At 62.0% G+C, this 19,767-nt stretch carries 18 protein-coding genes; 8 read left to right on the top strand and 10 right to left on the bottom strand.

Features of this window, described 5'->3' with window-relative positions; genetic code table 11:
* Positions 1–57 precede the first annotated feature (57 nt).
* From rpsA to gyrA, 6 genes are all read right to left on the bottom strand, one after another.
* Positions 58–1,740, bottom strand: coding sequence for a 30S ribosomal protein S1 (rpsA, locus tag AC097R_RS15290; RefSeq protein ID WP_310341726.1), 1,683 nt, complete (start codon positions 1,738–1,740; stop codon positions 58–60).
* A gap of 132 nt (positions 1,741–1,872) precedes the next feature.
* Complete coding sequence (locus tag AC097R_RS15285; protein ID WP_479598985.1) at positions 1,873–3,870, bottom strand: bifunctional 3-phosphoshikimate 1-carboxyvinyltransferase/cytidylate kinase; 1,998 nt, start codon at positions 3,868–3,870, stop codon at positions 1,873–1,875.
* Entirely contained in the window at positions 3,870–4,745 is an 876-nt protein-coding gene (locus tag AC097R_RS15280; protein WP_479598984.1) for a prephenate dehydrogenase, read from the bottom strand. The genes AC097R_RS15285 and AC097R_RS15280 overlap by 1 nt, the downstream gene beginning before the upstream one ends.
* 18 nt (positions 4,746–4,763) lie before the next feature.
* Positions 4,764–5,846 (bottom strand): prephenate dehydratase, encoded by a 1,083-nt coding sequence (gene pheA / locus AC097R_RS15275; protein ID WP_479598983.1) that lies wholly within the window; start codon positions 5,844–5,846, stop codon positions 4,764–4,766.
* Between the two features lie 10 nt (positions 5,847–5,856).
* The gene (serC, locus tag AC097R_RS15270; protein ID WP_479598982.1) at positions 5,857–6,984 is read right to left on the bottom strand and encodes a 3-phosphoserine/phosphohydroxythreonine transaminase; all 1,128 of its coding nucleotides are present in this window, start codon (positions 6,982–6,984) and stop codon (positions 5,857–5,859) included.
* An 84-nt stretch (positions 6,985–7,068) separates the two neighbouring features.
* Entirely contained in the window at positions 7,069–9,708 is a 2,640-nt protein-coding gene (gene gyrA / locus AC097R_RS15265) for a DNA gyrase subunit A (RefSeq protein ID WP_479598981.1), read from the bottom strand.
* Between the two features lie 237 nt (positions 9,709–9,945).
* On the opposite strand from gyrA, the gene ompA reads away from it, so the two are divergent.
* The 3 genes from ompA to AC097R_RS15250 all read left to right on the top strand — a co-directional run bounded on the left by ompA (position 9,946) and on the right by AC097R_RS15250 (position 12,044).
* Positions 9,946–10,590, top strand: a complete 645-nt coding sequence (gene ompA, locus AC097R_RS15260) for an outer membrane protein OmpA (RefSeq protein ID WP_479598980.1) — start codon at positions 9,946–9,948, stop codon at positions 10,588–10,590.
* Between the two features lie 72 nt (positions 10,591–10,662).
* The gene (gene ubiG, locus AC097R_RS15255) at positions 10,663–11,382 is read left to right on the top strand and encodes a bifunctional 2-polyprenyl-6-hydroxyphenol methylase/3-demethylubiquinol 3-O-methyltransferase UbiG (RefSeq protein ID WP_479598979.1); all 720 of its coding nucleotides are present in this window, start codon (positions 10,663–10,665) and stop codon (positions 11,380–11,382) included.
* Positions 11,379–12,044 carry an HAD family hydrolase gene (locus AC097R_RS15250; protein WP_479598978.1) on the top strand — a complete coding sequence of 222 codons (666 nt, stop codon included), beginning with the start codon at positions 11,379–11,381 and terminating at the stop codon, positions 12,042–12,044. Before ubiG ends, AC097R_RS15250 begins: the two co-directional genes overlap by 4 nt.
* Here AC097R_RS15250 and arfB read toward each other — a convergent pair.
* The gene (gene arfB, locus AC097R_RS15245; protein WP_479598977.1) at positions 12,041–12,445 is read right to left on the bottom strand and encodes an alternative ribosome rescue aminoacyl-tRNA hydrolase ArfB; all 405 of its coding nucleotides are present in this window, start codon (positions 12,443–12,445) and stop codon (positions 12,041–12,043) included. The two genes, AC097R_RS15250 and arfB, sit on opposite strands and share 4 nt — an antisense overlap.
* Positions 12,446–12,493: 48 nt before the next feature.
* Complete coding sequence (locus tag AC097R_RS15240) at positions 12,494–13,414, bottom strand: PfkB family carbohydrate kinase (protein WP_479598976.1); 921 nt, start codon at positions 13,412–13,414, stop codon at positions 12,494–12,496.
* A gap of 302 nt (positions 13,415–13,716) precedes the next feature.
* Between AC097R_RS15240 and AC097R_RS15235 the strand changes: the two genes are divergently transcribed.
* Positions 13,717–14,154, top strand: coding sequence for an RbsD/FucU family protein (locus AC097R_RS15235; protein ID WP_479598975.1), 438 nt, complete (start codon positions 13,717–13,719; stop codon positions 14,152–14,154).
* Positions 14,155–14,191: 37 nt separating this feature from the next.
* Entirely contained in the window at positions 14,192–14,863 is a 672-nt protein-coding gene (locus AC097R_RS15230; protein ID WP_479598974.1) for a transaldolase family protein, read from the top strand.
* A gap of 10 nt (positions 14,864–14,873) precedes the next feature.
* On the opposite strand, the gene AC097R_RS15225 is transcribed toward AC097R_RS15230, so the two are convergent.
* Positions 14,874–15,581 carry a DUF2726 domain-containing protein gene (locus AC097R_RS15225; RefSeq protein ID WP_479598973.1) on the bottom strand — a complete coding sequence of 236 codons (708 nt, stop codon included), beginning with the start codon at positions 15,579–15,581 and terminating at the stop codon, positions 14,874–14,876.
* 77 nt (positions 15,582–15,658) lie between these two features.
* Entirely contained in the window at positions 15,659–17,188 is a 1,530-nt protein-coding gene (locus AC097R_RS15220) for a DUF3369 domain-containing protein (protein ID WP_479598972.1), read from the bottom strand.
* A 69-nt stretch (positions 17,189–17,257) separates the two neighbouring features.
* Here AC097R_RS15220 and AC097R_RS15215 point away from each other — a divergent pair, with 69 nt between their 5' ends.
* Genes AC097R_RS15215 through AC097R_RS15205 form a run of 3 tightly spaced genes read left to right on the top strand, consistent with a single transcriptional unit; the run spans position 17,258 to position 19,693 of the window.
* Positions 17,258–18,007: a 16S rRNA pseudouridine(516) synthase gene (locus tag AC097R_RS15215; RefSeq protein WP_479598971.1), complete on the top strand. Its 750-nt coding sequence runs from the start codon at positions 17,258–17,260 to the stop codon at positions 18,005–18,007.
* A gap of 4 nt (positions 18,008–18,011) precedes the next feature.
* Positions 18,012–18,887 (top strand): EI24 domain-containing protein, encoded by an 876-nt coding sequence (locus AC097R_RS15210; RefSeq protein WP_479598970.1) that lies wholly within the window; start codon positions 18,012–18,014, stop codon positions 18,885–18,887.
* Complete coding sequence (locus AC097R_RS15205) at positions 18,884–19,693, top strand: competence/damage-inducible protein A (protein ID WP_479598969.1); 810 nt, start codon at positions 18,884–18,886, stop codon at positions 19,691–19,693. The genes AC097R_RS15210 and AC097R_RS15205 overlap by 4 nt, the downstream gene beginning before the upstream one ends.
* The last annotated feature ends 74 nt before the right edge of the window (positions 19,694–19,767 follow it).

Below are 19,767 nucleotides of genomic sequence, written 5' to 3'. Positions count from 1 at the left end.
AGGTCAACAACATATCAGATGTTTGGTGGGACAGACCTTGAGCCTGTCCCCAACTGATTAAGAGTTGTTGTCCAGTTTGGCACGCAACAAAGCGCCCAGGCTGGTCGTGCCGGCGTTTTCGCGGGCAGACTGCTGGCTCAGGGATTGCATGGCTTCGTTTTGGTCAGCCATGTCTTTCGCCTTGATGGACAACTGGATGTTGCGGGTCTTGCGATCCACGTTCACCACCACAGCCGTCACTTCGTCGCCTTCTTTCAGCACGTTGCGAGCGTCTTCAACGCGGTCGCGGCTGATTTCGGAAGCGCGCAGGTAACCCAGAATGTCTTCGCCCAGGTCGATTTCAGCGCCCTTGGCGTCCACGGTCTTGACCTTGCCGGTCACGATCTGGCCCTTGTCGTTCACCGACACGAAGGTGGTGAAAGGATCGGAATCCAACTGCTTGATACCCAGGGAGATGCGTTCGCGGTCCACGTCCACAGCTAAGACCAAAGCCTCGACTTCTTGACCCTTCTTGAATTCGCGCACGGCGGTTTCGCCGGACTCGTTCCAAGACAGGTCGGACAGGTGCACCAGACCGTCAATGCCAGCAGCCAGACCGACGAACACGCCGAAGTCGGTGATGGACTTGATCGGGCCCTTCACGCGGTCGCCGCGCTTGGTGTTCTGTGCGAACTCTTGCCATGGGTTGGCCTTGCACTGCTTCATGCCCAGGGAGATGCGACGCTTGTCTTCGTCGATTTCCAGAACCATGACTTCGACTTCGTCACCCAGGGCAACGATCTTCGAAGGCGCAACGTTCTTGTTGGTCCAGTCCATTTCGGACACGTGCACCAGACCTTCGATTCCGGGTTCCAGTTCCACAAACGCGCCGTAGTCGGCGATGTTGGTGATCTTGCCGAACATGCGGGTACCTTGGGGGTAACGGCGGTTCACGCCCATCCATGGGTCGTCGCCCATTTGCTTCAGACCCAGAGACACGCGGTTCTTTTCGGTGTCGAACTTCAGGATCTTGGCGGTGATCTCTTGACCAGCAGTCACGACCTCGGAAGGGTGACGGACACGGCGCCATGCCATGTCGGTGATGTGCAGCAGGCCGTCGATACCGCCCAGGTCCACGAATGCACCGTATTCGGTGATGTTCTTGACCACGCCTTGCACCACAGAACCTTCTTTGAGGGTGTGCATCAGCTTGGCGCGCTCTTCGCCCATGGACGCTTCGACCACGGCACGGCGAGACAACACGACGTTGTTGCGCTTGCGGTCCAGCTTGATAACCTTGAATTCCAGGGTCTTGTTTTCGTACGGAGACAGATCCTTGGTAGGACGTGTGTCGACCAGCGAACCGGGCAGGAAGGCGCGGATGCCATTGACCAGAACGGTCAGGCCGCCCTTGACCTTGCCGGAAGTGGTACCGGTGACGAATTCGCCGGATTCCAGGGCCTTTTCCAGGCTCATCCACGATGCCAGACGCTTGGCCTTGTCGCGGGACAGGATGGTGTCGCCATAGCCGTTTTCCACGGAGTCGATGGCCACAGACACGAAGTCGCCCACTTGGACTTCGAGTTCGCCCTTGTCACTCTTGAACTCTTCGATTGGCACATAGGCTTCGGACTTGAGGCCAGCGTTGACCACGACGAAGCTGTGTTCGATACGGACGACTTCAGCGGTGATAACTTCACCGGTGCGCATTTCCGAGCGTTGTAGAGACTCTTCAAATAGGGCTGCGAAAGATTCAGACATGAGGTGTGCGGTTTGCACCGCGGGGTTAAGTTATTGAACCCCAGAGCCGGTGCGCAGACGCGCGAGAGGAGCTATGGGGACCACACAAAGGCGCAAGCCTTTGTTTTCTACCAACTGCCTAGCTAGCCGAAGCTAAAAAGGCTGTTTGCTTTGCCACCAGGCCAACACCGTTTCAACAGACGAATCGACTGTCAAATTCGAGTTATCCAGCAACTGGGCATCTTCTGCAGGCTTCAAGGGGGCGACGGTTCGAGAGGAGTCCCGGGCGTCGCGCGCCTCCAGGTCGGCACGAAGACTGTCGATTGTAGTAGGAATTCCCTTTGAAATCAACTGCTTATAGCGCCGCTCGGCGCGGCAGGCGGCGCTGGCGGTCAGGTAGACCTTCAGCGGGGCGTCCGGGAAGATCACCGTGCCCATGTCGCGCCCGTCGGCCACCAGGCCCGGCAGCTTGCGAAAACCGCGCTGCAAGTCGATCAATGCTGCCCGTACGGCAGGGAAAGCGGACACTTTGGAGGCATTCATGCCAGCGTCTTCGGTGCGGATCGCCTCGCTCACGTCTTCGTTGGCCAGCCAGATGTGGCTGCCCTCGAAATGGATGGGCAGGCTGCGCAGCAGGCTGACGATGGCTTGTTCGTTGGCGACGTCCAGCGCAATGCCGGCCCGCGTGGCGGCCAGCCCGGTGATGCGGTAGAGGGAGCCGGAATCCAAAAAGTGGTAACCCAGCTTTTCGGCCAGTACGGCTGCCAGCGTGCCTTTGCCCGAGGCCGTGGGCCCGTCCACGCAGACCACGGGAATGGCGGCGTTGTCGGCCGTAGCGACTGAAAACAGCGCTTCAAAGTAGTCGGGGAAGGTTTTTGCCACGCATTTGGGGTCTTCAATGCGCACGGGCAAGCCAGCCGGGTTGAAGGCGGCCAGCGAGAAGCACATGGCGACGCGGTGGTCATCGTAGGTGTGGATGCTGCCAGTGGTCCATTGGCCAGTGGATGCCGGCGGCGTCACGCTGATGAAATCTGCGCCCTCGACCACGGTAGCGCCCAGCTTGCGCAGCTCGTTGGCCATGGCGGCGATGCGGTCGGTTTCCTTGACGCGCCAGCTGGCGATGTTGCGCAGCGTGGTGGTGCCGTCGGCGTAGAGCGCCATCACGGCCAGTGTCATCGCGGCGTCGGGGATGTGGTTGCAGTCCAGGTCGATGGCCTTCAGGGGCCAGGCGCCGCGCTGGATTTGCAGCCAGTTGGGGCCGCTCTCGATCTGGGCGCCCATGGCCTGGGCCGCGTCCATGAAGCGGATGTCGCCCTGGATGGAATCTGCGCCCACGCCCTGGATTCTGATGCCATTCTGGCCGCTAGCCCCCGTCGTTATTGCGCCAAGCGCTATGAAATAGCTAGCGCTGGAGGCGTCGGCTTCGACATGGATGTCGCCCGGTGACTGCAGCTGGCAGCCCGCGGGGATGGTGAAGCGCTGCCAACCGTCGCGCCGCACCTGCACGCCAAAGCGGGCCAGCAGGTTCAGCGTGATCTCAATATAGGGGCGGGAAATCAGCTCACCGACCACCTCGATCACGATGTCCTTCGCGGCCACCAGGGGCAGCGCCATCAGCAGGGCGGTGAGGAACTGGCTGGACACATCGCCACGCACCTGGATGGGCGCGTCCAGCTTCAGGGCCGGCTGGCCCAGGCGCAGCGGCGGGTAGCCGTCGTTCCCCAGGTAGTCAATCTGGCAGCCCAGCTGGCGCAACGCGTCCACCAGGTCGCCGATGGGGCGCTCGTGCATGCGCGGCACGCCGCTGAGTTCGAAGTCACCCCCCAGCACGGCCAGTGCGGCGGTCAGCGGGCGCATGGCGGTGCCGGCGTTGCCCAAGAACAGCTTGGCCGATGGATTGGGCAGCTGGCCGCCCAGACCGGTGATGCGCACGATGGCGCCGGCTTCTTCCACCCCGCAGCCGAGCGTGCGCAGGGCGACCAGCATGACGCGGGTGTCGTCTGAATCCAGCAGGTCGTGGATGGTGGTGGTGCCCGCGCTCATGGCGGCGAGCAGCAGCACGCGGTTGGAAATACTTTTGGAGCCGGGGAGGGTGACGGTGCCCGCCGCGTGGGCGAGGGGGGGGAGGTCCAGAAAGGCAGTGGAGAACATTATTTATTGTATTTGGACGCCATGGTCCAGTGGGCGCGGGTGTTGCTGGCCTGTTCGATCAGGCCTTCGAGCGCATCGCCATTGCCGCTGGAAATCATGAGCTCCATCGCCTGCAGGGTGCGCTGAAAAATCTTGCTTTGCTCCAACAGCTCTTCGCGGTTGGAGACCATGATGTCGCGCCAGATCTTGGGGTCGCCCGCCGCAATGCGCGTGAAATCCCGAAAGCCAGGGCCGGCCAGCGAGAGGTAGTCCTTGCCCTGGGGTTGGCCCGAGATGGCATTCATCAGCGCAAACGCAATCAGGTGCGGCAGGTGGCTCACGGCGGCAAACGCCGCGTCGTGCTGCTCGGGCGACATCTTGAGCACCCGGCAGCCCAGCGCAGTCCACACGTCCACCGCTTTTTGCAGCTGGTTGGTCAGGGTGCGTTCGATGGGGGTGAGGATGATTTGCTTGCCCGCGTACAGGTCAGCATCCGCATGCTCCACGCCCGACAGCTCTTTGCCCGCAATGGGGTGGGCGGGCACAAACGAGCCAATGTGCTCGCGCAGGCCGCGCCGGCCTGCGTCGATCACCTCGCGCTTGGTGGAGCCTACATCCATGATCAGCATATTGGGCGTGACCAGGTGCTTGATGGCTTTGAACGTGGCTTCGGTGGCCGACACGGGAACGGCCACCAGCACGATGTCTGCGCCAGAGACTGCCAGCAGGGCCGACGGTGCTTCGATGTCGATCACGCCCATTTGGCGCGCACGCTCGGTGGTGGACGGGGATTTGCTGTAGCCGACCACGCGCTTGACCAGGCCTGCCCGTTTGAGGGCCAGGGCAAACGAGCCGCCCATCAAGCCGCATCCAATCAAGCCAAGCTGTTCAAACATAAGGTGTCCTGGTGTGCATCAGTCGGCCAGCGGGTAGGTTCCCAGCACCTTGTAAAAGGCGCACAGGCTGGACAAGTCTTTCAGGGCCGCCGCCACATGGGGCTGGGACGGGTGGCCTTGCAAGTCGATGTAGAAATAGTATTCCCATTGGCCGGAGCGTGCCGGCCGGGATTCAAAACGTGTCATGGACACGCCGTGGAGTTTGAGCGGCACCAGCATGTCGTGCACCGCGCCGGGTTTGTTGGGCACGGATACCACCAGGCTGGTGCAGTCCTTGCCCGAGGCCTCAGGCGCGGGCAGCACGCTGGGCAGGCAGACCACGACAAAGCGGGTGCGGTTGAAGGCCTCATCCTGGATGGCGTGCGACGCAATGTGCAGGCCGAACTCGGAACCTGCGCGCTCGCTGGCAATGCCGGCCCACGCCGGATTGCTGGCGGCCAGGCGCGCGCCTTCGGCATTGCTGGACACTGCGCGGCGTTCGGCCTTGGGGAGGTGGGTGGTCAGCCATTGCTGGCACTGGGCCAGCGCTTGGGGGTGGGCCAATACGACCTCAATGTCGTCCAGCGACGCGGTGCTGCGCAGCAAATGGTGGCGCACCAGCAGGCTGATTTCGCCCACGATGTGCAGCGGCGAGTTGAGCAGCAGGTCCAGCGAGCGGGTTACCACGCCTTCGGTGCTGTTCTCCACGGGGATGACGCCAAACTCGGCCGAACCTGCGGTGGCCGCGTGGAACACCTCGTCAAAGTTGGCGCAGGGCACATGGGTGATGCTGGAGCCAAAGAAACGTACCGAGGCTTCCTCGCTGAAGGTGCCTTTGGGGCCCAGGTAGGCCACGCGCTGCGGCGCCTCCAGGGCGCGGCAGGCGGACATGATTTCGCGCCAGATGACAGCCACGCTTTCGCTTTTCAGCGCGCCCTGGTTGGCCTGCTGCAAGTTGGCGATGACCTGGGCTTCGCGGTCGGGGCGGAAGACGGCAGAGCCATCGAGCTTTTTGACTTCGCCGACCTCGTTGGCCAAGGCCGCGCGGCGGGAGAGCAGGGTCAGCAGCTCCTGGTCGACGGCGTCGATCAGGACTCGGAGTTCGGGGAGGGTGCGTGCCATGGTGGGTGTTTTAGCCGTGGGTGCGTTCGAACGCTTGCAGGTACTGCACCAGTGCCTGTACGCCTTCCAGCGGCATGGCGTTGTAGATGCTGGCACGCATGCCGCCGACCGACTTGTGGCCCTTGAGCTGCAGCAGTCCTGCGGCCTTGGCACCGGCCAGGAAGTCGTCGTTCAGCGCCTCGTTGCGCAGGAAGAAGGGCACGTTCATGCGTGAGCGGCAGGCCGGGCTGACTTTGTTGAAATACAGGCTGCTGCCGTCGATGGCCTTGTAGAGTAGTTCGGCTTTGGCGATGTTGCGCGCTTCCATGGCCGCCACACCGCCCTGGCGCTTGAGCCATTTGAATACCAGGCCCGCCATATAGATCGCGAAGGTGGGGGGGGTGTTGAACATGGAACCGTTGTCGGCCACGGTTTTGTAGTCAAACGCGCTGGGGCAGACCGACAGGGCATGGCCCAGCAGGTCTTCACGCACCACCACCACGGTGACGCCCGCAGGGCCCAGGTTTTTCTGTGCACCGCCAAAGGCCAGACCCACCTTGTTCCAGTCCACCGGGCGTGAGGCCACGTGGGACGAGAAGTCAATCACCAGTTCCGCATTCGAACCCAGCGCTTTCAGGTCCGGCAGGGCGTGGAATTCGACGCCATTGATGGTCTCGTTGGTGCACAGATGCACATAGCTGGCGTTGGGGCTGAGCTGCCAGGTGGCGGCGTCGGGGATGTGGGTGAAACCCTCGGGCTTGCCCGTGGCCACGGCCTTGGTGTGGCAGTACTTGGCAGCTTCCTTGAGCGACTTGTCGCTCCAGCTGCCGGTCACTACAAAGTCGGCCACGCCTTGCTCGCCAGCGGGCGCGCGCAAGGCGCTGAGGTTCAGGGGCACGATGGCGTTTTCGGCCAGCCCGCCACCCTGCATGAACAGGATCTTGAAGTTGGCGGGTACCGCCAGCAGTTCGCGCAGGTCGGCTTCGGCGGCCTCATAAATGCTCTGAAATTCCTTGCCACGGTGGCTCATCTCCATCACGCCGATGCCGCAGCGCTGGCCGCTGGCATCGGGCCAGTTCAGCATCTCGTCGGCGGCCTGGGCCAGCACTTCATCCGGCATGGTGGCCGGACCGGGGGCGAAATTGTAGGGACGTTGCATTCGCAGGTTTATGGGTTAAATAGGGCGCTAGCCCCCGTTAAATATGCGCCAGCAGCTATCAATTCAGGAGCGTTTGCAAAGGGCTTACGCGCCTTCAGCCTCTTCGCCTGCATCCTCGCCCGATTCGGCGTCCGTGGGGTTGGCGTCGTTTTCCACAATCCGTTGCAGGCCACTGAGCTTGGAGCCTTCGTCCAGACCGATCAGCGTCACACCTTGTGTCGCGCGGCCCAGCTCACGGATCTCGCTGACGCGTGTGCGCACCAGCACGCCCTTGTCGGTGATCAGCATGATCTCGTCGTCCACATGCACCAGCGTGGCGGCAACCACCTTGCCGTTGCGCTCGGACTGCTGGATCGCAATCATGCCCTTGGTGCCACGGCCGTGGCGGGTGTATTCCGTGATGCTGGTGCGCTTGCCGTAACCGTTTTCGGTGGCGGTCAGCACGCTTTGCTGTTCGTCTTCGGCCACCAGCATGGCAATCACGCTTTGGCCCACGTCCAGCGACATGCCGCGCACGCCACGGGCATTGCGGCCCAGCGGACGCACATCGTCTTCGTCAAAGCGCACAGCCTTGCCGCCGTCGCTGAACAACATCACGTCGTGCTTGCCGTCGGTCAGTGCGGCGCCAATCAGGTAGTCGCCCTCGTCCAGGTTCACGGCAATGATGCCGCCCTTGCGTGGGTTGCTGAATTCGTCCAGCGCGGTCTTCTTGACCGTGCCCATGCTGGTCGCCATAAACACATACTGGTCGGCGGGGAAGGTGCGCTTCTCGCCAGTCAGCGCCAGCACCACGGTGATCTTCTCGCCTTCTTGCAGCGGGAACATGTTGACGATGGGGCGGCCACGCGAACCACGCGAACCCTGCGGCACTTCCCAGACCTTCAGCCAGTACAAGCGGCCGCGGTTGGAGAAGCACAGGATGTAGTCGTGGGTGTTGGCCACAAACAGCTGGTCGACCCAGTCGTCTTCCTTGGTGGCGGTGGCCTGTTTGCCGCGCCCACCGCGTTTCTGGGCGCGGTATTCGTTGAGCGGTTGGCTCTTGATGTAGCCGCTGTGGCTCATCGTGACGACCATGTCGGTGGGCGTGATCAGGTCTTCGGTGGACAGGTCAAACGAGGAATGCTCGACCAGCGAGCGGCGAGCGCCCAGCTTGGTTTGGCCGAATTCCTGTTTCACATGGCCCAGCTCTTCGCCAATGATGGTGGAGACGCGCTCGGGCTTGGCCAGGATGTCCAGCAAGTCCTCGATCTCGGCCATGACTTCCTTGTATTCGGCGACAACCTTGTCCTGCTCCAACCCGGTCAGGCGCTGCAGGCGCATTTGCAGAATTTCTTGCGCTTGCGTGTCGCTCAGGCGGTACAGGCCGTCCTTGCCCATGCCAAATTCTTTTTCCAGGCCGTCGGGCCGGTAGTCGTCAGCATTCACCACGCCGCCGTCGGCACGCGTGCGAGTTAGCATCTCGCGCACCAGCTTGCTGTCCCAGGGGCGGTTCATCAGCTCGACCTTGGCCACGGGTGGCGTGGGTGATTCGCGAATGATGCGGATGAACTCGTCGATGTTGGCCATGGCTACGGCCAGGCCTTCCAGCACGTGGCCACGCTCGCGCGCCTTGCGCAGGTTGAACACCGTGCGGCGTGTGACCACTTCGCGGCGGTGGTTCAGGAAGACCTCGATCAGGTCCTTCAGGTTGCACAGCTTGGGTTGGCCGTTGACCAGCGCCACCATGTTGATGCCGAAGGTGTCCTGCAGTTGCGTCTGCTTGTAGAGGTTGTTCAGCACCACCTCGGGCACTTCGCCGCGCTTCAATTCAATCACCAGGCGCATGCCGGACTTGTCGGACTCGTCCTGGATGTGGCTGATGCCTTCGATCTTCTTCTCGTGCACCAGTTCGGCCATGCGCTCCTGCAGCGTCTTCTTGTTGACCTGGTAGGGCAGCTCGTCGACGATGATGGCCTGGCGCTGGCCCTTGTCAATGTCTTCAAAGTGGCACTTGGCGCGCATCACCACGCGGCCACGGCCAGTGCGGTAGCCATCCTTCACACCATTGATGCCGTAGATGATGCCGGCCGTTGGGAAGTCGGGTGCCGGGATGATTTCCATCAACTCATCGATGCTGGCTTGCGGATTGCGCAGCAGGTGCAAGCAGGCATCCACCACTTCGTTCAGGTTGTGTGGGGGGATGTTGGTTGCCATACCCACGGCAATACCGCCGGAGCCGTTCACCAACAGGTTGGGAATGCGGGTGGGCAATACCAGCGGTTCTTTTTCGGAACCGTCATAGTTGGGGCCGAAATCGACCGTTTCCTTGTCCAGATCGGCCAACAATTCGTGGGCCATTTTGGAGAGGCGGATTTCGGTGTACCGCATGGCGGCTGCGTTGTCGCCGTCCACCGAGCCGAAGTTGCCCTGGCCGTCCACCAGCATATGGCGCATGGAGAAATCCTGCGCCATGCGAACGATGGTGTCGTAGACCGACTGGTCACCGTGGGGGTGGTACTTACCAATGACGTCACCGACGATACGCGCCGATTTTTTGTAGGCGCGGTTCCAGTCGTTGTTGAGCTCGTGCATCGCAAACAGCACGCGGCGGTGGACCGGCTTCAAGCCGTCCCGCGCATCGGGCAGGGCGCGGCCTACGATCACGCTCATGGCGTAGTCGAGGTAGCTCCGGCGCATTTCCTCTTCCAGGCTGATGGGCAGGGTTTCTTTGGCGAACTGGGTCATGGGTGGTTGCAGGCTATGTCGGGGACAACCTTTGATTCTACGGCCGCCGCGCTGTGGCTTGAGAGCAACAAAGCGCAGGCTTGCTCGCCGGGCAGTTACCCTGGGGATGCGGTTGTTTTAAAAGCGACTCTTGCTATGGCACAATGGCACGAACGTCTTTGGTGCACAAAACTCTAGGCGTCACCTATTTAGTTAGTCGCAGCATCGCTGCAGTTTGTCTCGACAAAGGAAGGTCTCATGAAACAATTGAACAAAGTAGCAATCCTTATTGCAACAGCCGTTTTGGCTACTGCTGCGGGCGCGCAAGAAATCCACAACTGGCGCAATGCTGGTGGCGACGTTTGGAAGAATGCTTCCGGCGAATGCTGGCGTGATGCCAGCTGGACACCCGCTACAGCCGCTCCTGGCTGCGATGGCGCGATCGTCGCTCCCGCACCTGCCGCTCCTGCACCTGCTGCCCCAGCTGCTGCCGCTCCTGCACCAGCCGCCGCTGCTCCCGCTGCCGCAGCTCCTGCCGCAGCCGCTGCCAGCAAAGTGACCTACGCAGCTGATGCGTTCTTTGACTTTGACAAGGCTGTTCTGAAGCCTGAAGGCAAAGCCAAGCTGGACGATCTGGTGAGCAAGGTCAAAGGTATCAACCTCGAAGTGATCATCGCTGTGGGTCACACCGACGCGACTGGCGCTGACGCTTACAACCAAAAGTTGTCGGTTGCACGTTCTGAAGCTGTGAAGGCTTACTTGGTGTCCAAGGGCATCGAAAAGAACCGCGTGTACACCGAAGGCAAGGGCGAAAAGCAACCCGTTGCTGACAACAAGACCAAAGAAGGTCGCGCCAAGAACCGCCGCGTGGAAATCGAAGTGGTTGGCACTCGCGCCAAGTAATTCGACCATCCCCATGGTTTCTGAAAAAACCCGCTTCGGCGGGTTTTTTCTTGTCTGTGCCACCATTGCCTTATGAACCCCACACTGAATGCCGATCCGGCCGAGTTGGCCAAGTTTTCCGAGTTAGCCCATCGCTGGTGGGACATGGACAGCGAGTTCCGGCCGCTGCACCAGATCAACCCCCTGCGTTTGGGGTGGATCCAGTCCATGTGCACGCTGCAGGGCCTGCAGGCCCTGGACATAGGCTGCGGCGGTGGCATTCTGGCGGATTCCATGGCTCGCCAGGGGGCCGAGGTGTTGGGGGTCGATTTGTCGTCCAAGGCACTCAAGGTGGCGCAGCTGCACGCCCTGGAAGCGCAAACACCCCGTGTGACGTATCGCGAGGTGAGTGCCGAAGCCCTGGCCCAGGAGAAGCCAGCCAGCTTTGATGTGGTGACCTGCATGGAAATGTTGGAGCACGTGCCTGACCCGGCGTCAGTGGTGCAGGCCTGCGCCACGCTGGTGAAACCTGGTGGTTGGGTGTTTTTCTCAACCCTGAACCGCAACGGCAGCGCATTTTTGCAAGCCATACTGGGTGCCGAGTACCTGCTCGACCTGCTACCACGCGGCACCCACGAATACGCCAAGATGATTCGACCCAGCGAGCTGGCCTCTTACTGCCGACATGCCGGGCTGGAGTTGCAAGCCACCCAAGGCCTGGGCTATAACCCCTTGACACGGCGGTATGCGTTGAGCACCAACACCCAGGTCAACTACCTGTTTGCCACCCGAAAGCCGCTGGATTTCCAATGACACGTTTTGCCGGGCCGATTGCGGCCGTATTGTTTGATCTGGATGGCACGTTGATCGACAGTGCGCCTGATTTGGGGGCTGCTGCCGATCAAATGCGTGTGAGCCGCGGTTTGCCCTCTTTGCCACTGGGGCAATACCGCCCCATGGCAGGGGCGGGTGCGCGCGGCATGCTGGGCGTGGCATTTGGCATCACTCCTCAGGATCCGGGCTATGAAGTGCTACGCGATGAGTTTTTCGGCAACTACGCGCGCTGCATGACTGAGCGGACGTTTTCGTTTGACGGGGTATCGCCTTTACTGCAGGCCATCGTGGAGCGGCAGTTGCTGTGGGGCGTCGTGACCAACAAGTCCGCGCGCTTTACAGAGCCCCTGACGGCAGCCATGCCTTTGTTCGCATCGGCCAAAGCGATTGTGAGTGGCGACACCACGCCGCATGCCAAGCCCCATCCAGAACCGCTGCTGGAAGCGGCGCGGCGCCTGGGCGTCGATCCCACCCACTGTGTGTATGTGGGTGATGATGAGCGCGACATCGTGGCGGGGCGCGCGGCCGGCATGTACACCGTGGCGGCCACTTATGGTTATCTGGGTACGCAGAGTGACACCCTGGCTTGGGGCGCGGACGCCTCGATCGCTAGCCCAGAGGCGCTGCTGGACCTGCTTTAGTCCTCGCCCCGGCCACGCTGGGCCTTGATGGCGGAGCGCTGTGCCTTGGACTGCAGCCGGCGTTGTTTCGCGGCGTAGGTGGGTTTGGTGACTTTACGGGCCTTGGGCGGTATGGCCACGCTGTTGACCAGCACGTGCAGGCGTTCAAAAGCATCAAACCGGTTCATCTCCTGGGTGCGAAACTGTTGCGCCTTGATCACCAGAACTCCGTCGCGCGTGATGCGACTGTCTGGCAATTGCAGCAGCCGTTCCTTGACATCATCGGGAAGGGATGAGGCGGGAATGTCAAAGCGCAGGTGGATTGCGCTGCTGACCTTATTGACGTTTTGTCCGCCCGCGCCTTGTGCGCGGATTGCCGAGGTTTCTACCTCGGTTTCCTGGATGGTGATGCGCTGCGCCATGGGGTGTTCGGAAAGTTCTGTGGAACCAACCTTACCACCGCCTGTTGCCTACACCGCAGCCAATACTTCGCTGTAACGTGGAGGCTGGCAACCAGCGCGGCTGCAGTTGATGGCCGCGGCCTGCATAGCCTCTTTCAGAGTACTTGCCACGCGCTGTGCAGCATCGTTCTGGTTCAGGGCCCAATCTCCCAGACAGTTGCCCCAGAAGGTGTCGCCAGCGCCCACGGTGTCCACCACCTGGGTGGCAGGCACGTCGGCTTCAGTCCAGGCGCCGTCTACGCCCAGCCAGGCGCCGTCACCACCAAACGTGAGGGCAATGCGGCTCGTGCCCTGTGCGGTGAAGTGCTTGGCAATGCGCGCACCGTCCGCCCGCGTGGGTGCGTGAAAGCCGAGCAATTCCAGGTCCTCGTCGCTGGCCTTGAGCCAGTCGGCCAGCGCAGCAATGGCCTGCACGGCTTGGACGTAGTCCGCCAGATTCGTCGCCAGCTTGGGGCGCAGGTTCACGTCCACGCTGATGGTCCAGCCCAGCGCTTTGGCGCCCTGCAGAACGGCCAGCACCTTGTGGTGTTCTGGGGGTACCAGCAGCAATGAGCCAGTGTGCAGGATGCCAGGGGGCTCGCCTTGCAGGCGCTGCAGCACCGATTCCACGGTGTAGTCACGGTCGGCAATCCCTTCGCGGTAAAAACCATAGCTGGGCTGCCCATTGTTGATCTGCACCACGGCCAGGGAGGTGGGCAGGGCGCTGGGAGCCGACAGCACCTGCACACTATCGCGTTGCAATTGCGCGCGCATTTGCCCGCCAAACTGGTCGGCCGACAAAGGGTTCACATAGCCAACCGTGGCGCCGCGCAGTGCAGCGGCCCGCGCCATATTAAAAGGGCTGCCGCCCATGAAGGGGCGTAGAGTACCGTCGGCTTGGGCCACACAATCCATCAAGGCTTCGCCCAATACCCATATCGATGCAGTCATTGTTCTCTCAGATTGGTTGATGCGCTCCGTGCTGTCCATGCGAGCGCGCTGTGCAGCTTAAACCGGCGCCATGCCCGCAGCCACGCCGGATTGGGCAAAAACTGATACCGATTTTGCAGTGGCACGGAGAATAACGCAGTTTCATTTAATTAAATCAAGTAGTTTTACTAATATGATTTCGTATCAGGCTCTGGCATGCTCCAGTCCAATGTGTAAACAGGCTATCAGTGTGGGTGAGGGCAGGGCGTCTCGGCGGTCCACACCGTGCATGGGTTGGCCTTTAATTTAAGGAATATTGCAATATGTTGAAAGGGATTGATCCTTTGCTCACTCCGGAGTTGCTGATGCACCTCTCGGCGATGGGCCATGGCGAATGGGTGGCGGTGGTGGATGCCAATTTCACGGCAGATTTTTTGAGCGCGGGCAAGCCCTTGGTGCGCCTGCCCGGCCACACGCTGGAGCGGGTGAGCAGGGCGGTGCTGTCGGTGATTCCGCTGGCCGAAGATGTGGCTTGCCCAGCCGCCTACATGCGTGTCAGCCACCAGCCGCTGGAGCATCGCACGGCCGCGCAGCAGGCCGTGGTGGCCTTGTTACAGCAGGAAGGCTTGCCCGAAAACCGGGTGGAGCCCGTAGAGCGTTTTGCCTTCTATGACAAGATCAAGGGCGCCAGCCTGATTGTGCAGAGTGGCGAAGCCACGGCCTATGGCAATGCCATGTACTGCAAGGGCGTGATTCTTTGAGCCCTTGCTTGGCAGGATTGAACAAAGGAATGTGGGTGTGAAAATTTACCTTGATTCGGCCCAAGTGCCGACGTGGACATTGCCCGCCGGTTGTCCTGCGGTGCAGGGCGTGACGACCAATCCCAGCCTGGTGTTTCAGGCAGGGCTGCCGGTCACCCTGACGTCGTACTTGGGGCTGGTGCAGGCCGCCGCGGACCATGGGTTTGCCGAACTGATGCTGCAGCTGCCCAGCGCGGACCTTGGTGAGGCCGCACGGTGGCTGGATGCCTTGCGTACGGCAGCCGACGCTGCACGCGTGCAGCTCACGATCAAGCTGCCATGTGCTGCCGAATGGGAGCCCTGCATCCGCCAGGTTCGGCAGGCCGGCCAGGCGATTTTGCTGACCGGGCTGTCCAACCCCGTGCAACTGCTGTGGGCACGCGACATGCAGGCCCAGTATGTGGCGCCGTATGTGGGGCGTTTGGCGAATGACGGGCGCAATGTCTGGGCGCTGATGCAAGCCTGCGTGGCGTTGCAGTCGCACGGGCCGCAGCTGCTGGCTGCCAGCATCAAGTCCCCCGAAGTGTTGGCCCAGCTGATTGGCATCGGCGCTGCAGCAGTGACATTGCCACCCGCCAGTTTGGTGGCTTGGTCTACCGATGCGCTCACCCAGGCGGCGATGGCGCAGTTCGAGCAGGATATCGAAGCGAGCTTGGTGGCTGCTCGTTAGGGCGGAAAGCTTACGGCGCGTGGTCGTCTACCCGGCTGTCCAGCGGGCTGACAAAGGAATTGATTTCCCAGCCCGAGGCCAGGCGGCTCTCTGGGAATTCGGGGCCCGACTCTGACAGCAGGGGGGTGAGCCCAGAGGGTGTGCCTTCGGCATCCTTGCTCTGCCTGCGCCGCGTGACCACCGCGTGCAAGTGGTCGCGTACATCCTGAAAGCGAGATTCCAGCGGCTGGCTGCCCGTGACATGCGCCGCCTGTTCACCCAAAAAGGCTGCCCGAATCTGGCTCAGGTGCGGCAGGTTGGCCGGGTCCACCACCCAATAGCGGATATTGCATTGTTCGAGCAGACTGTGTTTCAGGGTTTGGTTGCCCATCGAAAGGCCGTGGGGGCCAATCACATCAATGCAACCCACGACCTTACCGTCCAAGCCGCAAATGGTGAAGGTGCAGTAGACGCCATTGAGGATCTTGTACCAATGGGTGGCTTCGGTCTGCTTGGCGGGGGCGGTGAAGCGGGTGACGGGCAGCTTGATCAGGATGTGCTGGTCAAACATGACCTTGGTGAGCCAGATCCAGACGCGACGTTCTTGGGAATTGACCAGAGGCCGTGTTTTGAGAGGCCAGACGGACGGAATCCGCCTGCGCTGGCGCTGCTGGTAGCGGTCCCACCCCCAATACAGGGCGGCCCCGAGTCCTATACCCACCACAAGAGAAAGCAGCATCACGTTCCACCCTGAAAGTTAAGCCCTCTTTGTGGCTCTGTGTTTGGGTAAAAGTTTACAGTGCTTTTGCGATTTGGTCAGTTTTTGTAAATATTCTCGACATCGGCGCGGTGCGCGTTTACCAGTACCACCAGATTGGGGTCAAAGTGCCGGCCGGACTCGGTATTCAGGTAGGCCAGCGCCTCGGCCAGGGGCCAAGCCTTCTTGTAGCAACTGGCGCTGGCCAGCGAATCCAGCACATCGGCCACCGCGGCGATGCGGCCGGGCAGGCTGATGGCATCGGCCCTGAGGCCCTGCGGGTAACCCGTGCCGTCCCAATGTTCATGGTGCTCGTGGGCGATTTGCGCCGCCAGCACATGCACGCGGGAGCGTGAACGCGACAGCAGGGCATGGCCCTCGCTGGCATGGGTTTTCATGGTTTCCCATTCCTGCGCATCCAGCGGGCCAGGTTTGGTGAGGATGTGGTCGGGAATGCAGACCTTGCCCACGTCATGCAGGGTGGCGGCCACCCGCATCAGCTCCACTTCGTGGTCGCTGGCGCCCAGCTTGCCGGCCAGCAGGGCCGCCAAATCGCCCACGCGTTGGGGGTGTAGCGACGATTCATTGCAGCGCCGCTCGATGGCCCCGCTGAGCAAGGTGATGGTGGAGCGCTGCACGGCCTGGTTGTCCTCGCGCAGCAGCAGCCCGTCGTAGGTGATGGCCACATTGCGCGAGAAAAGCTCCAGCAGCTCGCGTGCCTGGTCGTTGATGGGCTCCTCGAACTCCATGTAGATCAGGCTCTCGCTGCCGGCCTTGGTCTTGAAGTAGCCCGCGTAGTGCCGCTCGCCATGGTGACTGGTTTTTTCGCGCAGTGCGCGGGTGATGGCGTCCTGAACGCCGCGCGGCAGGTTACTCACCTCTTCATCCACCATCAGCCGCGAATAGGCCTCGGTGGCCGCCAGCACCTTGAGCTGCCCTTCGGTGGAGTTGGCAGTGTAGGCCGATACGCGGCTGGCGCACAGGCCTTCGCCGTTGAGGTCCAGCAGAAAATTCACCTGCTCCAGCACGGCCGAGGCAAAGCCACGCAGGTTGCGTGAATCACAGACCTGGGTAATGGCCTCGATGGAACGGCGCAGGCCCAGGCGGGCGTGCTCGATGCGCATCAGGTCGCGGTAGGCGCGCAGGCCAGCGTAAAAGACGGTTATCAGTTTGCGCCGCGTAAGGTCGGTTTTTTCCTTGTAGTCGTTGATGTCGTAGTCGCGGATCACCTGTTCTTCGGGCGCCTGCCCAGGTTGGCCGGTGCGCAGGATGATGCGCACATTCAGGTTGCCCAGCTCCTCGCGGATGTGGCGGGCCAGCTCCAGCCCGGCGTGCTCGGATTCCATCACCACATCCAGCAGGATCAGCGCGATGTCGCTGCGCGTAGCCAGCACGGCGCGGGCTTCGGCGGCGCTGTAGCAGTGGGTGAACTCCAGCCGGCGGCCGTCCATCTCAAAGTCTGACATCACCAGCTTGGTGACTTCGTGCACCGCGGGTTCGTCGTCCACCACCAGAACCTGCCATGCCGGCAATCCCTTGCGGGCGATGGGTTCTGCTTGCTCGTCACTAAACACCAGATCATCAGACATGTGTCGGTTGCTCGCTAAGAGGTGGGTGGGCAAAGTTTAAATCGGATTGTGGCTGCGATACTACGGTCCATGCAGCTTCAGGAAATACTCTATTCGCAGGGCTTTGGCACGCGCCGCGTGTGCGCCGGTTTGATCCAGCAAGGTCTGGTGCAGGTTTATATGCCCAATGAGCCGCTAGCCCCCGTGGTCATTGCGCAAGCAGCTACTGAATTCGTAGCAGAAGGGCTGCGCTTCAAGGTGCAGGGCGTGGAGTGGCAGTACTTCGAGAAGGCCTACATCGTGCTCCACAAGCCCGCCGGGACCGAGTGCTCGCAAAAGCCATCGACCTACCCAAGCATCTACACGCTGCTGCCGTCCCCATTGCGCACGCGCCCACAAAAAGCAGCCGTGCAGGGCGTGCAGGCGGTGGGCCGGTTGGACCAGGACACCACGGGCATGCTGCTGCTCACCGATGACGGCAAGTTCATCCACAAGATGAGCTCGCCGCGCCACCACGTGCCCAAGGTGTATGACGTAACGGTGAAGCACCCGCTGGACGACAAGCAAGTCAGCAAGCTGCTGGCCGGTGTGGTGCTGGACGATGACCCGGCGCCGGTACGCGCCGCGGCCTGCGAGGCGGTGGGTGAGTTCCACCTGCGACTGACGCTGACCGAAGGCAAGTACCACCAGGTCAAGCGCATGGTCGCCGCGGTCAGCAACCGGGTGGAGGGGCTGCACCGCTCCAAGATCGGTGGCATGGCCTTGCCGGCCGACCTGGCGCCCGGCCAGTGGCGCTGGCTGAGTGCCGAAGAACTCATGGCCGTGCAGGCGGCGGGCTAGGGCCATGAACGCGATGCTCGATGCGTTTTGGCGGTCGGTAGCGTACTGCCTGCACCCGCGGGTGATTGGCCTATCGCTGCTGCCGCTGGTGCTGATGGTCGGGCTGATTGCGGGGCTGGGCTACTTTTTCATGGACGCAGCGTTGGCCGCCGTGCAGAACCTGCTGGAGTCATCAGACTTGCTCAACAGCCTGTGGGCGTGGCTGGAATCAGCGGGCGCGGGCAAGCTCAAGACCGTGCTGGTGCCGCTCATCGTGATTGCAGTGGCCACGCCCTTGATCGTGATGGCTTGCCTGTTGTTGGTCGCGATGCTGATGACGCCGCTGATGGTGCGCCTGGTGACCCGGCGCCGCTTTGCGCAGCTGGAGCGCACGGGCGGCGCTTCGTACGCTTTCAGCATTGTCTGGGCACTGGGCTCCACGGTGCTGGCCTTGTCGGCCATGGTGCTGTCTGCGCCGCTGTGGTTTGTGCCGCCGCTGGTGCTGATCCTCCCGCCGCTGATCTGGGGCTGGCTGACCTACCGTGTGATGGCGTTTGATGCGCTGGCTGACCACGCCACGGCAGAAGAGCGCCACACCCTGTTCCAGCGCCACCGCTGGTGGCTGCTGGGCATGGGGGTGTTTGCCGGTTACCTGGGCGCCGCCCCCAGCCTGATCTGGTCGGTGGGCTTTGTGGCTGTGGCGATGGCGCCGTTCCTGATCCCCATTTCTATCTGGCTGTACACGCTGGTGTTCGCGTTTGCCTCGCTGTGGTTCGCCCACTACTGCCTGGCGGCGCTACAGCAGCTGCGCTGGGAGCGCGCCCAGTTGCCGCCCGTGCCGCCTGCGCCACCCACACCCCCGGCACCTGAATTGCCCGTGAATCCTCTGGAGCTTGCATGAACGTTGGCCTAGTCATCATCGGAGACGAGATCTTGTCGGGCAAGCGCACCGACAAGCACCTGTCCAAAGCCATTGAGCTGTTGGGCGAACGGGGCCTGCAGTTGGCCTATGCCGACTATGTGGGTGATGACCCCGAACGCATCACCCAGACGCTGCAGCGCGCGTTTGCCTCGGGCGATGTGGTGTTTTCGTTTGGCGGCATCGGTGCCACGCCGGACGACCACACGCGCCAGTGCGCGGCGCGGGCCTTGGGCGTGCCGCTGGAGTTGCACCCGGAAGCCGAGCAACTGATCCGCGAGCGCATGCAGGACGTGGCCATGGAGCAGGGCCTGCCCTACGAGCCTGACCGGGCTGATAACGTGCACCGCCTGAACATGGGCATGTTCCCCCGGGGCGCGGCCATCATTCCCAACCCGTACAACAAGATTCCCGGTTTTAGCTGCGTGGGCACCCAGTCCGGGAGCGTGCACTTCGTGCCCGGGTTTCCGGTGATGGCTTGGCCCATGCTCGCCTGGGTGCTGGACCAGCAGTACGCCCATTTGCACCGCCGGCATGGTTGGCTGGAACGTTCTGTGGTCGTTTTTGGTGCCATGGAGTCGGCCCTGACCCCGCTGATGGAGGCACTGGAACGGCGCCATGCGGTCAAGGTGTTCAGCTTGCCCAGCGTAGACCACCCGGAGTGGGGGCGCCACATCGAGCTGGGCGTCAAGGGCGAACCAGCTGCGGTAGAGCTGGCGTATGCGGGCCTGCTGGAAGGTCTGAAAGCCCTGCATATGGCGTTAGGCCCGGAATTGGTGCGAAGCTGAATTTGCACAACACCGGTGCATAAATGAATTGCACCATATTGGTGCAATGACGGTGTCGGTGGCAGTTACATGGA

The sequence above is a fragment of the Rhodoferax sp. ZS1R25 genome, assembly GCF_056521335.1.
The sequence above is the reverse complement of the archived record's forward strand: the minus strand, read 5'-3'. Positions and strand labels throughout refer to the sequence as shown.